Origin of the sequence: Variovorax ureilyticus (genome assembly GCF_037889935.1) — a bacterium.
Taxonomy (GTDB): domain Bacteria; phylum Pseudomonadota; class Gammaproteobacteria; order Burkholderiales; family Burkholderiaceae_C; genus Variovorax; species Variovorax ureilyticus.
In genome coordinates, this window is the sequence record NZ_JBBKZU010000017.1 from 1 (window position 1) to 15,642 (window position 15,642).

Annotated in this window: 15 protein-coding genes; all 15 read left to right on the plus strand. The window is 67.2% G+C overall.

Annotated elements, in window-relative coordinates:
- Nucleotides 1–266: 266 nt before the first annotated feature.
- The 15 genes from WKW77_RS28580 (at nt 267) to WKW77_RS28650 (ending at nt 15,635) form a co-directional block, all read left to right on the plus strand.
- Nucleotides 267–776, plus strand: coding sequence for a cupin domain-containing protein (locus WKW77_RS28580; RefSeq protein WP_340360284.1), 510 nt, complete (start codon nt 267–269; stop codon nt 774–776).
- A 136-nt stretch (nt 777–912) separates the two neighbouring features.
- The gene (locus WKW77_RS28585; protein ID WP_340360285.1) at nt 913–1,920 is read left to right on the plus strand and encodes a hydroxyquinol 1,2-dioxygenase; all 1,008 of its coding nucleotides are present in this window, start codon (nt 913–915) and stop codon (nt 1,918–1,920) included.
- 57 nt (nt 1,921–1,977) lie between these two features.
- The gene (locus tag WKW77_RS28590) at nt 1,978–3,720 is read left to right on the plus strand and encodes an FAD-dependent oxidoreductase (protein ID WP_340360286.1); all 1,743 of its coding nucleotides are present in this window, start codon (nt 1,978–1,980) and stop codon (nt 3,718–3,720) included.
- Complete coding sequence (locus WKW77_RS28595; protein ID WP_340360287.1) at nt 3,717–4,094, plus strand: c-type cytochrome; 378 nt, start codon at nt 3,717–3,719, stop codon at nt 4,092–4,094. Before WKW77_RS28590 ends, WKW77_RS28595 begins: the two co-directional genes overlap by 4 nt.
- A gap of 25 nt (nt 4,095–4,119) precedes the next feature.
- Complete coding sequence (locus WKW77_RS28600) at nt 4,120–4,581, plus strand: nuclear transport factor 2 family protein (RefSeq protein WP_340360288.1); 462 nt, start codon at nt 4,120–4,122, stop codon at nt 4,579–4,581.
- 178 nt (nt 4,582–4,759) lie between these two features.
- On the plus strand, nt 4,760–6,223 hold the full coding sequence (locus WKW77_RS28605) for an aldehyde dehydrogenase family protein (RefSeq protein WP_340360400.1): 1,464 nt from the start codon (nt 4,760–4,762) through the stop codon (nt 6,221–6,223).
- A gap of 9 nt (nt 6,224–6,232) precedes the next feature.
- A complete protein-coding gene (locus WKW77_RS28610; RefSeq protein ID WP_340360289.1) occupies nt 6,233–7,300 on the plus strand; it encodes a maleylacetate reductase in 1,068 nt (355 codons plus the stop codon).
- 50 nt (nt 7,301–7,350) lie between these two features.
- Complete coding sequence (locus WKW77_RS28615) at nt 7,351–8,607, plus strand: ABC transporter substrate-binding protein (RefSeq protein ID WP_340360290.1); 1,257 nt, start codon at nt 7,351–7,353, stop codon at nt 8,605–8,607.
- A 115-nt stretch (nt 8,608–8,722) separates the two neighbouring features.
- Nucleotides 8,723–9,442, plus strand: coding sequence for an ABC transporter ATP-binding protein (locus WKW77_RS28620; RefSeq protein ID WP_340360291.1), 720 nt, complete (start codon nt 8,723–8,725; stop codon nt 9,440–9,442).
- A gap of 55 nt (nt 9,443–9,497) precedes the next feature.
- A complete protein-coding gene (locus tag WKW77_RS28625) occupies nt 9,498–10,199 on the plus strand; it encodes an ABC transporter ATP-binding protein (RefSeq protein ID WP_340360292.1) in 702 nt (233 codons plus the stop codon).
- Between the two features lie 15 nt (nt 10,200–10,214).
- Entirely contained in the window at nt 10,215–11,072 is an 858-nt protein-coding gene (locus WKW77_RS28630) for a branched-chain amino acid ABC transporter permease (RefSeq protein ID WP_340360293.1), read from the plus strand.
- Between the two features lie 6 nt (nt 11,073–11,078).
- Nucleotides 11,079–12,680: an alkaline phosphatase family protein gene (locus tag WKW77_RS28635; RefSeq protein WP_340360294.1), complete on the plus strand. Its 1,602-nt coding sequence runs from the start codon at nt 11,079–11,081 to the stop codon at nt 12,678–12,680.
- Nucleotides 12,681–12,711: 31 nt separating this feature from the next.
- Nucleotides 12,712–13,683, plus strand: coding sequence for a Bug family tripartite tricarboxylate transporter substrate binding protein (locus WKW77_RS28640; protein ID WP_340360295.1), 972 nt, complete (start codon nt 12,712–12,714; stop codon nt 13,681–13,683).
- 7 nt (nt 13,684–13,690) lie between these two features.
- Nucleotides 13,691–14,785: a branched-chain amino acid ABC transporter permease gene (locus WKW77_RS28645; protein ID WP_340360296.1), complete on the plus strand. Its 1,095-nt coding sequence runs from the start codon at nt 13,691–13,693 to the stop codon at nt 14,783–14,785.
- Nucleotides 14,769–15,635, plus strand: a complete 867-nt coding sequence (locus tag WKW77_RS28650) for an intradiol ring-cleavage dioxygenase (RefSeq protein ID WP_340360297.1) — start codon at nt 14,769–14,771, stop codon at nt 15,633–15,635. Before WKW77_RS28645 ends, WKW77_RS28650 begins: the two co-directional genes overlap by 17 nt.
- The last annotated feature ends 7 nt before the right edge of the window (nt 15,636–15,642 follow it).

Sequence of the window (15,642 nt, forward strand, 5' to 3'; positions counted from 1 at the left end):
TTGCCCACGCAGCCGGCCAGCCGGATCGACGAGTTGTTGCCCCATCGCTGGCAACCAGCAGCGACCTCCTGATCTGCGCCCGTCGTCAAGACGGGATCACCGAGTGCTTACCCCACGAGGCGAGGAGCCCGGGTAAACCCTGCCGATTGACCGGTTTTGCCGAACAATGCGACCCGCATTTGGTCCCTACCAAAGGCCGGTTCCGTTTCCTAAAGTTCCATCACCGCAGCGAGATCGCTGCACCGTTGGCACCCGAGGAGACACACATGACTGCTGCCTACCAGACCCGCTTCGGCTCGCTCAAGAGCTACGAAAAGGGCCACGTCGAGCCCATCGCCGACGACGTCCGCCACTACGCTTTCTCGAACTGCTTCGACATCGCGAGCAAGAGCAAGCCCTACGAGAAGGTGGTGTTCGGCCAGAACCAGATCTACGTACTGGAAACACTGCGCGCCGAAGGCACCTCGCCGTGGTTCACCTGCGCGCACGACGAGTTCGCGCTGGCGATGGACGGCGAGGTCGAGGTGCACCTCGTCAAGCTCGATGCGAGCCAGACGGTGCAGGACGCCGAGAAGAACGGCGCGGTGCTCGTCAAGGGCGAGCCCAAGGGCCAGAAGATGGGCTGGATGAAGCTCTCGCGCGGCCACCAGGGCCTGCTGCCGAAGAACACCGCCTACCAGTTCCGCGTGGCCGGCGATCCGGGGGTGGTCGTTCTGCAGACCTGCAAGGGCGATCTCTCGGTCGAGAAGTGGGCCGACATCTGCCAGACCCATTGACCTCCCCCAGGCTACGCGCACTTCGTGTCGCTTCGCCAACCCCCTCGCCGGGGGCGCCGCCCGCGGCCCGGCAAAGCCGGTTCCGCGGCGGCCCACGAAAGAACCCGATACGTCTTTGAAGGATTTGGAGAGAACCATGAACGCACCCGCTGAACTCGCCAAGGTCATCGCGTCCAAGCCCGACGCCACGCACGGCTACAAGGATTTCTCGCTCGGCAGCTTCGGCTTCCACCGCGACGAATATTTCGCCCACATCACCTGGAAGACCCGCGACGGCCGGCCGATGAGCCACACGATGGACATCGGCAACTACCTGCGCGCGCTGATGCGCGACGTCGCCTGGGGCTTCTTCTACGGCTGGGTCAACTTCGACGACGTGGTCGGCACCGTCAACCACTACCAGTCGGTGGACCTCTATGCCGGCAGCTACAACGGCACGATGAAGGAAGCCGGCATCGACCTCTTGGAGAACTTCCCGACCGCGCAGATCCGCTCGACCTTCGAGGCGATGCTCGACGACTGGACCAACCAGACCTTCGACCCCTTCGCCGCACCGCAGGAAACCGGCACGCCCTACGGCCGCAAGAACGGCAACAACACCGCCAAGATCACCCGCGCCCGCGAACTCGCCACGCGCTGCGTGGGCCTGAAGGGCGACCTCGACCTGCGCAGCGACGAGCGCGGCGCGCCGATCAACCGCGCCTTCGCCGACGTGCCGCAGGCCCAGCCCGAACTGCATCCCGAACCGGGCTTCGAGAACGAGGTGCATGCCTTCAATCTCTTCGGCTTCCTGAGCCGCTCGCAGGTCACCTGGAACCCGAGCTTCACGTCGGTGGTGAAGTACAGCTACATGTGCCCGACCACCGAGGAGCACATCCTGCCCATCATCCACGGCAACGACCGCGTCGAGTGGTTCTTTCAGATGACCGACGAAATCCACTGGGACTGCGGCGACAAGAACACCGGCAAGCCCATGGCCCGCGTGATCATGAAGGCCGGCGACATGGCCGCCATGCCCGCCTACTGCCGCCATCAGGGCTACAGCCCCAAGCGCTCGATGCTGCTGGTCTGGGAGAACGGTTCGCCCAGCCTCGTCTACGAGATCCAGAAGGGCGAGAGCCCCGAGATCCCGGTCCAGTTCTAGTTCGCCTCGGCGCCTCGCGGCCCCAGCCGCCCGGCGTCACCACAAGGAGACATCGACATGGCAGACCCTATCCGGTCGGGTGCCGGCGCAGCCTCGCGCCGGCGATTCATGCAACAGGCAGGCGCGGGCTCAGCGGCGGTCGCGGCCGCATCGCTTGGACTGTCGGCAACGCCTGCAGACGCCGCACAGGCCTTCGACGCAACTTACGACATGGTGGTATGCGGCAGTGGCTGCGGCGGCCTGGCGTCGGCGCTCTTCTCGCGATGGCAGGGCAACACTGCAGTCATCCTGGAGAAGGCGGGCAGCATCGGCGGGACTACTGCAAAGGCGGCCTTCTGGTACTGGGTTCCGAACAACGAGGCCATGAAGAAGGCGGGCATCGCCGATCCGAAGCCCGACTTCCTGAAGTACGTGGCGCGGCTGTCGAACCCGCAGGGCTTCGACCCCGCACATCCCCGCTTCGGCCTCACGCAGTGGGAGTTCGACATGTGCGGCGCCATCTACGACAGCGCCTCACCGGCAGCGGAACTGCTCGCCGCCAAGGGTGCATTGCCCTATCGCCACGTGCCCGACGTGCCGGACTACTTCGCCGAACTACCCGAAGACAAGGCGCCCAAGGGCCGCGTGCTGGTGCCCGCCGAGGCCATCCCGAGCATGTCGGATGGCGGCCTGGTCGCGGTACGGACCATGTCGACCAAGGCGCGGCAGGAAGGCATTCCGATCCGCACGGGGATGCGGGTGAAGAAGATCCTGCAGAACCCGGCCGGCCGCGTGATCGGCGTGGAGGCCGAGGACGAACTCGGTGCCGTGACGCGCATCCGCGCCCGCAAGGCCGTGATCTTCGCGACTGGCGGATTCACGCATAACGTGGAACTGCGCAAGAACTTCCTGAGCGGCCCGATCTACGGCGGATGTGCCGCACCCAGCAACGAAGGCGACTTCGTCCAGATGGCGGGTGCGCTGGGGGCGCAACTGCGCAACATGAACTACGCCTGGAGCTGCCCCGTGCCGCTCGAGAAGGCGGTGGCCCGGGACGGCTCGATGTCGGGCATGTTCTCGGTGGCCGGGGATTCGATGATCTTCGTGAACAAGTACGGCCGGCGCACCGTCAACGAGAAGCTGCAGTACAACGAACTGGCCCAGACTTTCTTCGAATGGGACGGCGCCAGGGCCGAGTATCCCAACCTGGTCCGCATCGCGGTATGGGACCAGCGTTCGCAGGACCATTCGGCGAGCGCGGAGTACGGACGGCTGATCGTGCCGCCGGGCACCGATGACCGACACGTCATCAAGGGCGCCACGCTGGCGGATCTGGCCCGGGCCATCGACGAACGGATGGCCAAGTACGCGGGCGTGACCGGCGGCGCGAAGCTGTCGGCGGACTTCGCGTCGAACCTGCAGGCCTCCATCGCGCGATTCAACGGATTCGCGAAGACCGGCAAGGACCTGGACTTCAAGCGTGGCGACCGCGTGGTCGAGCTGCTGTTCAACGGCGACGTGAAAGAGGAGCCGGGCCGCAGCAACCCCACCATGTGGCCGATCTCGGACGCGGGTCCCTATTACGCGGCGCTGATTGTCCCTGGCACCTTGGACACCAAGGGCGGCCCGAAAACCGACACGCACGGACGCGTGCTCGATGCGCGCGACCAGCCGATCCCGGGGCTCTACGGCGTCGGCAACTGCGTCGCCTCCGCATCGGGGCGGGCCTACTGGGCGGGCGGTGCCACGCTGGGCCCGATCATCGCCTTCTCGTACCGTGCCGCGAACGCGGCGCACGCCGAAACCGCGAGCGCAGCATGATGAAGAGCCGACTTGCCTCCACCTTCGTGCTCGGTTCGCTGGCCCTCTGGGCGATCGCGGCGCATGCCCAAGCGCCGGGCGAGCGCCTCGCGCAGACCGCCTGCGCCCAGTGCCACACCTTCGGCAAGGGCGAACCGAACGGCGTCGGGCCGAACCTGTTCGGGCTGCTCGGCCGCCAAGCGGCGGCGAACCCCGGCTTCACCTATTCGAAGCAGTACGTCGCTGCCATGAAGGACAAGACCTGGGATCGCGCCCTGCTCGAGCGCTGGCTGACGGACTCGCAGACCGTCGCGCCGGGCAGCACGATGGCCTATTTCCAGGACGACCCGAAGAAGCGCGCCGCGCTGATCGACTACCTCCAATCGCTCAAGTGACTCAACCCAAGGAAGGAGACACGCCATGGCACTCACCCGTCAGACCATGACCGACGAGCAGCGCAAGTCGGTTGCCCTCGAATACCTGAAGGCCTATGACAACGGCGGCGTCACGTCCGACGGCGGATCGATCCTCGATCTGTTCGCCGACGACGCGCAGGTGTACTTCCCCAAATGGGGGCTCGCCAATGGCAAGGAGCAGATCGGCAAGCTGTTCGGCGACGTCGGCAGCCGCGGCAAGTCCATCCGGCACGACTACGCGGGCTTCAACTGGATCATGACGCACACCGATCTCTTCGCCTGCGAAGGCACCAGCTACGGCGAGCACGCCGACGGCCCCTGGCGCGCCGGCGTGCCCGAATGGGGCGCGGGCCGCTGGTGCGACGTGTTCGAGGTGCGCGACTGGCTGATCCAGCGCTGCTTCATCTATCTCGACCCCGACTACGCGGGCAAGGACACGGCCCGCTACCCGTGGCTGAACACATGACACACCCCCAGGCTTCGCGCACTTCGTGTCGCTACGCCAACCCCCTTGCAGGGGGCAACACCAGCGGTCCGGCGGAGCCGGTTCCGCGGTGTTCCCTGAACGGGACTCCAACCGACGCCCGAGAGGCACGCTCATGAATCTTGCAGACATCCAGAAGGCCGCAGGCCTGAAGACACCGATCCGCCACCAGCTCTTCATCGGCGGCCGCTTCGTCGATGCCGAGTCCGGCGAGACGCTCGCCACGCTGAATCCGCACGACAACTCGACCATCGCGCAGGTGGCGCTCGCCGGCAAGGCCGACGTCGACAAGGCGGTGGCCGCGGCGAAGCGCGCCTTTCCGGCCTGGAGCCGCATGGCGGCGGCGGACCGCGGGCGCATCCTGCTGAAGCTGGCGGACCTGATCGAAGCCAACACGGAAGAACTCGCCCGCCTCGAATCGCTCGACACCGGGCACCCGGTGCGCGATTCGCGCAAGCTCGACGTGCCGCGCACCGCCGCGTGCTTCCGCTACTTCGGCGGCATGGCCGACAAGTTCCAGGGCGAGACCATTCCGGTCGAGGCGGGCTTCCTCAACTACACGCTGCGCGAGCCGGTCGGCATCGTCGGGCAGGTCGTGCCGTGGAATTTCCCGCTGATGTTCACGAGCTGGAAGATGGGCCCCGCGCTCGCCGCCGGCAACTGCATCGTGATGAAACCGGCGGAGATCACGCCGCTCAGCTCGCTCAAGATCGTCGAGCTGATGGCCGAGGCGGGCATGCCTGAGGGCGTGGTCAACATGGTGCCGGGGCTCGGGCATGTGGTCGGGCAGTACATCGCCGAGCATCCGGAGATCGCCAAGATCGCCTTCACCGGCAGCACCGCGACCGGCAAGCGCGTGGTGCAGGCGAGCGCGGGCAACCTCAAGAAGGTGCAGCTCGAACTCGGCGGCAAGGGGCCGAACATCGTGTTCGAGGATGCGTTCCTGCCCGCCGCGGTCAACGGCAGCGCCTGGGCCATCTTCCACAACCAGGGGCAGGCCTGCATCGCGGGCTCGCGGCTGATGCTGCACGAGAAGATCGCCGACGAATTCCTGGACAAGTTCCTTCCGCTCGCGAAGTCGATCCGCCTGGGCAACCCGCTCGACGATGCGACCGAGATGGGGCCGCTGACCAGCGCGCAGCACCAGGAGCGCGTGTTGAGCTATGTCGAAGTCGCGAAAGGCGAGGGCGGCGAAGTGCTCGCCGGCGGCAAGGCGCCGGGCGGCGACCTGCAGCGCGGCTGCTATGTCGAGCCGACCATCGTGCGTGCGCAGTCCTGGCGCGACCGCGTGGCGCAGGAAGAGGTCTTCGGCCCCTTCGTCACCGTCCTGACTTTCAAGAACGACGAGGAGGCGATGGCGATCGCCAACGGCACCGACTACGGCCTCGGCAGCGGCCTGTGGACCGGCAACCTGGCGCGCGCCCACCGCTTCGCCCGCGACCTGCACGCGGGCATGGTCTGGATCAACAGCTACAAGCGCGTGAACCCCGGCTCGCCCTTCGGCGGCGTCGGCCAGAGCGGCTACGGCCGCGAGATGGGCTTCGACGCGATGCGCGAGTACACGCAGGTCAAGAGTGTTTGGGTGAACATCGACGCGCAGATTCCACCCCATTTCGTCCGTTGAAGGAAGACCATGCGCGACTTCGTCTACACCAGCCAACCGCAACGCGTCGTCTTCGGCGCGGGCTCGCTCCAGCACCTCGCCCGGGAGATCGAGGCGCTGGGCGCGCGCCGTGCGCTCGTGCTTTCCACGCCCGAGCAGCGCGGACAGGCCGAGCGTGTGGCGGCGATGCTGGGTGCGCATGCGGCGGGCATCTTCGATCGTGCGGTGATGCACGTGCCGATCGAGACGGCGCGCGAAGCACGCGAAGTCGCACGCAAGCTCGGTGCCGATTGCGCGGTCGCGATCGGCGGCGGCTCGACCACAGGCCTCGGCAAGGCGATCGCGCTCGACTCGGGCTTGCCGATCCTCGCGATCCCGACCACCTACGCGGGCAGCGAGATGACGCCGATCTACGGGCTCACCGAAGCCGGTCTCAAGAAGACCGGCAAGGACCCGCGCGTGCTGCCGCGCACCGTGATCTACGACCCCGAGCTCTCGCGCAGCCTGCCGGTGGGCCTGAGCGTGACCAGCGGCATCAATGCGATCGCGCACGCGGCCGAAGGTCTCTATGCGCAGGACAGCAATCCGGTGATGGATCTGATGGCGCAGGAAGGCATCGCCGCGATCGCCCGCGCGCTGCCGGTGATCCGGCGGCAGCCCGACGACATCGACGCTCGCGCCGATGCGCTCTACGGGGCCTGGCTCTGCGGCACGGTGCTCGGCAACGTCGGCATGGCGCTGCATCACAAGCTCTGCCACACGCTGGGCGGCAGCTTCAACCTGCCGCATGCCGAAGTGCACACGGTGGTGCTGCCGCATGCGATCGCCTTCAACGCCGAAGCCGCGCCGCGCGCCATGGCCCTGATCGCGAAGGCGCTCGGTGCCGAATCTGCGCCCGCGGGCCTGCAGGCGCTGGCGCGCGACAACGGCGCGCCCGTCGCGCTCAAGGACATCGGCATGAAGGCCGAGGACCTCGACCGCGCCGCCGACATTGCGGTCGGCAACCCCTACTGGAACCCGCGGCCCTTCGGGCCCGCCGAGCGCGATGCGATCCGTGCGCTGTTGCAGCGCGCCTTCGACGGCGATCCGCCGCGCTGAGTCACGCGATTTTTTGTGCAGGAAGAGAAAGAACAGAAAAGGAGACGACCATGACACTGAATCGCAGACAGTTCACCCAGGCCGCTGCAGCGCTGGCCGCCACCGGCGTCGTGCCGCACGCCTTTGCGGCCGACACCATCAAGATCGGCTACGTGTCGCCGCAGACCGGGCCGCTCGCGCCCTTCGGCGAGGCCGACAAGTGGGTCATCGACCAGATGAAGGCCGCCTTCAAGGACGGCATCCCGATCGGCGGCAAGAAGTACGCGGTGCAGATCGTGCTCAAGGACAGCCAGTCCAACCCGAACCGCGCAGGTGAAGTCGCGAACGACCTCATCCTCAAGGACAAGGTGGCGCTGGTGCTCACCGCCGGTACGCCGGAGACCGCCAATCCGGTCAGCGATGCCTGCGAGCTCAACGAACTGCCGTGCATCTCCAGCGTGGTCCCGTGGCAGCCGTGGTTCTTCGGCCGCAAGGGCGACCCGGCGAAGGGATTCAACTGGACGTACCACCTCTTCTGGGGGCTCGAGGACGTCATCGTCAATTTCACCAGCGCCTGGAAGACGATCCCGACCAACAAGAAGGTCGGTGGCCTGTTCCCGAACGATGGCGACGGCAACGCCTGGGGCGACAAGGAATTGGGCTTTCCGAAGCCGCTCTCGCAGATGGGCTTCACGCTGCTCGACCCGGGCCGCTTCCAGAACGGCACGCAGGACTTCAGCGCGCAGATCGCGGCCTTCAAGAATGGCGGCGTGGAGATCGTCACCGGCGTCGTGATTCCGCCCGATGCCAAGACCTTCCTCACGCAGGCGCGGCAGCAGGGCTTCCGGCCGAAGATCATCACGCTGGGCAAGGCGCTGCTCTTCCCGGGCGCGATCGAGGCGCTCGGCGACCTGGGCGACGGCCTGTCGACCGAGGTGTGGTGGAGCCCGTCGCATCCGTTCAGTTCGAGCCTGACCAAGCAGAGCGCCAAGGCGCTCGCCGAAGCCTACGAGGCCGGCACGAAGAAGCAGTGGACGCAGCCGATCGGCTTCGCGCACGCGCTCTTCGAAGTGGCGGCCGATACCCTTTCGCGCGCCAAGTCGACCAAGGCGGCGGATGTGCGCGACGCGGTGGCCGCGACCAGGCTCGACACCGTCGTCGGACAGGTGGCGTGGGGCGGCCCCGGTCCATTCAAGAACGTGAGCAAGACGCCGCTGGTGCTCGGGCAGTGGGGCAAGGGCAAGCAGTTCAAGTACGAACTGACCATCGTGAACAACGAGGCTGCACCCAGCATCCCGACCGCCGGCACGCTCCGTCCGATGCCATGATGAAGCACACCCCCAGGCTTCGCGCACTTCGTGTCGCTTCGCCAACCCCCTTGCAGGGGGCAATCCCTGCAGCCCGGCTAAGCCGGTTCCGCGGGATCTCTGGCGAGGAGTTGCGATGAGCCTTCTGGTACTCCATGCCGTGAGCAAGTCCTACGGCGCGCTCAAGGTCACCGACGACATTTCGCTCGCCGTGACCGAGGGCGAGACATTGGGTATCCTCGGGCCGAACGGCGCGGGCAAGACCACGCTGTTCAACCTGATCTCGGGCGATGCGCGCGTGGATGCCGGCCGCGTCGAATACGACGGCGTCGATGTGACCGCGCTCAAGCCGCACCAGCGCTGCCACGCCGGCATCGGCCGGAGCTACCAGGTGCCGCAGCCCTTCGGCAACATGAGCGTGTTCGAGAACCTCGTGACCGCCGCCTGCTTCGGCGCGCAAGAGGGCGAGCAGGAGGCCTGGCAGACCGCGCACGAGATCCTCGCGCAGACCGGGCTGATGCCGCATGCCAACAGGCCGGCCGGCGGCCTCACGCTGCTCGATCGCAAGCGGCTCGAACTCGCGCGTGCGCTTGCGACCCGGCCCAAGCTGCTGCTGCTCGACGAGATCGCGGGCGGGCTCACCGAGCCCGAGGCGAAGCAGCTCGTCGAGGAACTCAAGCAGATCAAGGCGCGCGGCGTCACGATGATCTGGATCGAGCATGTGGTGCACGCATTGCTCTCGCTGGCCGACCGGCTCTTCGTCATCAACTTCGGCCAGAAGCTCGCGGAGGGCGAGCCGCGTGCGGTGATGAGCGACCCCGAAGTGCGGCGCGTCTACATGGGAGTGGAAGCATGAGCCGCCCGGCCGTTCCGAAGGCGAATACCGAAGCGCGCAGCGCGGAGGTCTCTCTATGACCGCATTGCTCGCGACCCAAGGTCTGAAGGCCTTCTACGGCGACGCGCAGGCGCTGTTCGGCGTCGACTTCTCGCTCTCGCAGGGCGAGGTGGTCGCGATCATCGGCGCGAACGGCGCGGGCAAGTCGACCTTGCTCAAGTGCCTCACCGGGCTGGTGCGCGCGCCGCGCGAGGCGGTCCACTTCAAGGGCGAAGCCATCGGCGGCCTGCCGCCCGGCGAGATCGTGCGGCGCGGGCTCGCGATGGTGCCGGAAGGCCGGCGCCTGTTCCCGAGCCTGAGCGTCGAGGAAAACCTGCAGATGGGCGGCCTGACCGCACGCAAGGGACCGTGGAACCTGAAGCGCGTCTACGAACTCTTCCCGATCCTCGCCGAGAAGCGCGACAACCCGGGCACCGCGCTCTCGGGCGGACAGCAGCAGATGGTCGCGCTCGGCCGCGCGCTGATGAGCAACCCCGACGTGCTGCTGTGCGACGAACTCTCGCTCGGCCTCGCGCCGATCGTGATCCATGAGATCTACGCCGCCATGCCGACGCTGGTGCACGAAGGCATGACCGTGGTGATCGTCGAGCAGGACGTGACCATGGCGCAGCGCGTGTCCAGGCGCATCTATTGCCTGCAGGAAGGGCGCGTGTCGCTGCAGGGGCGTTCCGATGCGCTCACGCGCGAACAGATCTCGCAGGCCTATTTCGGCCTGTGAACGGGGAGACATCCGGTGCTTGAAACCATCGTCCAAGGCGTGCTGCTCGGCGGCCTCTACACGCTGTTCGCACTCGGGCAGTCGCTGATGTTCGGCGTCATGCGGCTCACCAACACCGCGCAGGGCGACTTCATCATCCTCGGTGCATTCGCCGTGATCGCAGGCACCTCGCTGTTCGGCGATGCGCCGCTCCTGATCTCGCTCGCGGTACTGCCGGTGGCCTTCGGCTTCGGCTACGCGCTGCAGCGCTACGTGCTCAACGGCACGCTGGGCAAGGACCCGCTGCCTTCGCTGGTCGTGACCTTCGGCCTGTCGATCGTGATCCAGAACCTGCTGCTGGAGCTGTTCTCGGCGGATCCGCGTTCGATCGAGACCGGGGGGCTCAATACGCAGGGCCTGCATCTGGGCGAGTCGCTCTCCGTGGGCGTGCTGCCGCTGATCGTCCTCGCGGTGGCGCTGGTGGCGACGGGCGGGCTGCAATGGCTGTTCGCGAACACGTCGCTCGGGCGTTCGTTCCGCGCGGTGTCGGACGACCGCGAGATTGCCGAACTGATGGGCCTCGACGCGAAGAAGGTCTATGCGCTCGCCACCGCCATCGCCTTCGTGCTGATCGCGATCGCCGGCGCACTGCAAGGCATGCGCACGACGGTGTCGCCTTCCGACGGCCCGCTTCTGCTGCTCTTCGCGTTCGAGGCCGTGATCATCGGCGGCATGGGCTCCTTCTGGGGCACGCTGGCCGGCGCGATGATCCTCGGCATCACGCAGCAGATCGGCTTCCGCCTCGACCCCGGCTGGGGCATCTGGGTCGGACATCTGGTGTTCCTGGGCGTGCTGGTGCTGCGGCCGCAGGGACTGTTTCCCAAGACGCGCTGAGTCACCATGAAAGAGACGCTTCCCCCATCGCCGCGTGCGCTGCGCAACGTGCTGTTCATCATGTGCGACCAGCTGCGTGCGGACTATCTCTCGTGCTATGGCCATCCGCGCCTGCACACGCCGAACATCGATGCGCTGGCGGCGCGCGGCGTTCGATTCGATCGTGCCTACGCGCAGGGCTCGGTGTGCGGCGCATCGCGCATGTCGACCTACACCGGCCGCTATGTCAGCACGCATGGCGCGATGTGGAACTTCGTGCCGCTGTCCGTGGGCCAGAAGACGCTCGGCGAGCATCTCCGGCCGCATGGCGTGCGCTGCGCGCTGGTCGGCAAGACGCATGTGGAGCCGGACCTCGAAGGCGCGACACGGCTCGGCATCGATGTCACGCAAGGCGAAGGGCTTCTCGCGATGGAGGGCGGCTTCGAGCCCTATGCGCGCGACGACGGCATCTGGCCGCCGGGCTTCAAGGTCAGCGGCAATGCCTACTGCGACTGGCTGCGCGAGCGCGGCTATGTCTCGGACAACCCGTGGCACGACTTCGCGAACTCCGGTCGGGGCCCGAACGGCGAGATCCTGAGCGGCTGGCAGATGCGCTGGGCCGACAAGCCCGCCGCGATCGAGGAGCCCCACAGCGAGACGCCCTACACCACGGACCGCGCGATCGACTTCATGAAGGAAGCCGGCGATACCCCGTGGGTGCTTCATCTGTCCTACATCAAGCCGCATTGGCCCTACGTCGTTCCCGCGCCGTACCACGACATGTACGGGCCCGACGACGTGCTGCCGGCGATCCGCAGCGAGGAAGAGCGGCAGGACGCGCATCCGGTCCTCGAAGGCTTCCGCCGCGACACCGCGAGCGAGAGCTTCAGCCGCGACGAGGTGCGCCGCACCGTGATCCCGACCTACATGGGCCTGGTGAAGCAGGTCGACGACCAGCTTGGCCGCCTGTTCGCCTTCATGCGCGAGCAAGGGATCGACCGGGAGACGCTGGTGCTCTTCACGAGCGATCACGGCGACTACCTCGGCGACCACTGGCTCGGCGAGAAGGAACTGTTCCACGAGCCGATCGTGCGCGTGCCGTTGATCGTCGTCGATCCGCGCGCCGAGGCCGATGCGACGCGCGGCAGCGCCAGCGATGCGCTGGTGGAGTGCGTCGACATCGTGCCGACGGTGCTCGAAGCGCTGGGCATCGAACGGCCGGCGCAATGGCTCGAAGGCGAGTCCCTGCTGCCGCTGGTCCATGGGCATGAAGGCGCGGTGGGCAAGGACTTCGTCGTCTGCGAGAACAGCTACGCCTTCCGCGATGCGGTGCGCCTGCCGATCGGCCAGCCGGTCGAGCGCTGCCACATGACGATGCTGCGCGATGCGCGCTGGAAGTTCGTCCACTTCGAAGACCTGCCGCCGATGCTCTTCGATCTCGAGAGCGACCCGCACGAGCTGGTCGACCTCGGGCGCGACCCTGCGCATGCGGCGGTGCGCGAACAGATGCTGGGCCGCCTGTTCGCATGGCTGCGCGCGCGCCACCGTTTTCCCACCATCGCGCCGGCCGCGATCGAGGCCTGGAACAGGCGCGAGCGAGAGGCCGGCATTCTCATCGGCGCCTGGTGAGCGCCCTCACGACAGACACAACGGAGACTTCATGCGATTCATTGCCAGAACCCTGACCGCCGCGCTCGGTGCCGCGGCGATGCTGCCGATCGGCGCCGCTGCAGCCGATGGCGCATGGCCGACCAAGCCGGTGCGCCTCGTGGTCGCGTTTCCCGCCGGCGCGCCGGGAGACATCGTTTCGCGCCTCCTCCAGCCGAGTCTGCAGAAGGCGCTCGGCCAGCCGGTGGTGGTCGACAACAAGCCGGGTGCGGGCGGCAACATCGGGATGCAGGAAGTGCTGCGCGCCAACGATTCGCACACGGTGCTCGTCGGGCCGGACACGATGCTCACCATCAATCCGCACCTCTACAAGAAGCTCTCCTTCAAGCCGATGGAGGACTTCGCACCGGTGACGCAGCTTGCGAGCTTCAGCCAGGAACTGGTGTGCCATCCCTCGGTCGGCGTGAAGACCCTGCCGGACCTGCTCGCCGCGGCGAAGAAGGCCCCGATGAGCTATGCCTCGGGCGGGCCGGGCGTGCCGGGCCACATGGCGATGGAGATGCTGCTCTCGACCACCGGCGCGAACATGCAGCACGTGGCGTATCGCGGCCCCAGCCCCGCGATGCAGGACGTGCTCGGCGGCGTGGTGCCGTGCGGCTTTCTCGCCTCGCCCGTGGTGGGCCCGCTGATCAAGGACGGCAAGCTGGTGCCGATCCTCGTGTCGGGCTCCAAGCGGCTCGCGAGCCAGCCTTCGGTGCCCACCGCGGCCGAGGCGGGCGCCAAGGGCTACGACGCGACTTTCACGGAAATGATGGCGATGCCGCGCTCGACACCGCCGGCGGTCATCGATCGCCTGCAGGCTGAAGTGGCCAAGGCGATGGCCGCGCCCGAAGTGCGCGAGCGCCTCGCCATCCTCGATCTCGACCCGCTCGCGAACACGCCGAAGGAAGCGGCGCAGCGGCTGCGCGCCGAGAGCGATCGCTGGGCCAAGGTGGCCGAGCGCATCAACCTGCAACTGGATTGAGTTCGCCATGACGCCGTCGCTTCCGACACTTCCCTATGCGGTCGAGCGCGCCACGGCCATGAGCCGCGCAGCGGGCGTCGGCGGCGTCGTGCTGGCCTTGCTCGCGGCGAGCCTCCCGTTCTGGGGCGAATCGAGCTGGATGCGCGAGTTCGTCGAGATCGCCTGCTACTTCATCTTCGCGATGATGTGGAACCTGCTCGCGGGCTACGGCGGCATGGTGAGCATCGGGCAGCAGGCCTTCTTCGGCTTCGGCGGCTACGTGATGCTGATCCTCGGCAACTTCGTCGGGCTCAATCCCTTCGTGGCGATTCCGCTCGGTGCGGTCGCGGCGGGACTGATCGCGGTTCCGGTGTCGTTCGTCGCCTTCCGGCTGTCGGGCGGGTATTTCGCGATCGGCACCTGGGTGATCGCGGAGGTGTTCAGGCTCAGCTTCGCCAACGTCTCGGCGGTGGGCGGCGGCTCCGGCACCACGCTGACCGCGTTGCGCGGCATCGAGAAGGGCACGCGCGAGAGCGTCACCTACTGGATGGCATTGGCCTGCGTGGTTGCGGCGATCGCGCTGGTCTATCTCTTTCTGCGCAGCAAGCGCGGGCTCGCGCTGCTGGCGATCCGCGACAACGAGGTGGCAGCGGAATCGCAGGGCATCCCGGTGGCGCGCATGAAGCTCGCCGTGTACGTGGTCGCGGCCTTCGGAGCGGGGCTGGCGGGTGCGCTCTACTTCGTCGGCAACCTGCGCATCAGCCCCGATGCGGCCTTCAGCGTCAACTGGACCGCGTTCGCGATCTTCATGGTGGTGATCGGCGGCATCGGCCGCATCGAGGGACCGATCGTCGGTGCAGTCATCTTCTGGGCGCTCAACAAGTTCCTGAGCGACTACGGCACCTGGTACCTGCTCGGCCTCGGCCTGCTCGCGATCGTCACCACCATCTTCTTCAAGCAGGGGCTCTGGGGCTTTGCGCAGCAGCGCTGGGGCTGGTCGCTCTTCCCGACGCAGCGGCGGCTGGTGCTGCGCGAGTCGGCCGTTCCGAAGCGCGCCGTCCCGGCGAGCCCCTCGTCCAACACATCCCACCTGGAGTTCCACGCCCATGCGAAACATCAATGAAGACACCATCACGGCCGCCGTGCTCGATCGCATGGGCGAGTGCCCGAATCCGCGCCTCAAGGAGATCATGTCGGCGCTGGTGCGCCACATGCATGATTTCGCGCGCGAGGTGAAGCTGACGGAGGCCGAATGGGCCGAGGGCATCGAGTTCCTGACCGCGACCGGGCAGAAGTGCACGGACAAGCGGCAGGAGTTCATCCTGCTGTCGGACACGCTGGGTCTGTCGATGCTCACGGTGGCCATGAACCACGCGAAGAGCGCGCAGGCGACCGAGGCGACCGTGTTCGGACCCTTTCACGTACCCGGCGCGCCGCAGCTCGCGTTGGGCGACGACATCTCGGGCGGTGCCAAGGGCGAACCGCTGTTCGTCGACGCGACCGTGCGCGGGCGCGACGGCGAGCCGGTGGCCAATGCCCAGGTCGACGTCTGGGAAGCCGATGCCGAAGGCTTCTACGACGTGCAGCGCGCGGACCTCGAACGTCCGCAGGGTCGCGCGGTGTTCCGCACCGACGGGGACGGGCGCCTGTATTTCCGCGGCGTGATGCCGGTGGCGTATCCGATACCGACCGATGGCCCTGTCGGCACGATGCTGAAGGCCACGAAGCGCCACCCATGGCGGCCTGCGCACGTGCACTTCATGATCCAGGCGCCGGGCTACGAGACGCTGATCACGCATGTGTTCCGTGGCGATGATCCTTACCTGGACAGCGACGCGGTGTTCGGCGTGCGCAGTTCGCTGATCGGCAATTTCGAATCGCACCCCGAGGGCGTGGCGCCGGACGGCAGCGTGCAGGCGAGGCCTTTCCATACGCTGGCCTTCGATTTCGTGCTGGAGCCCAGTCCGGCCTGATCGACGT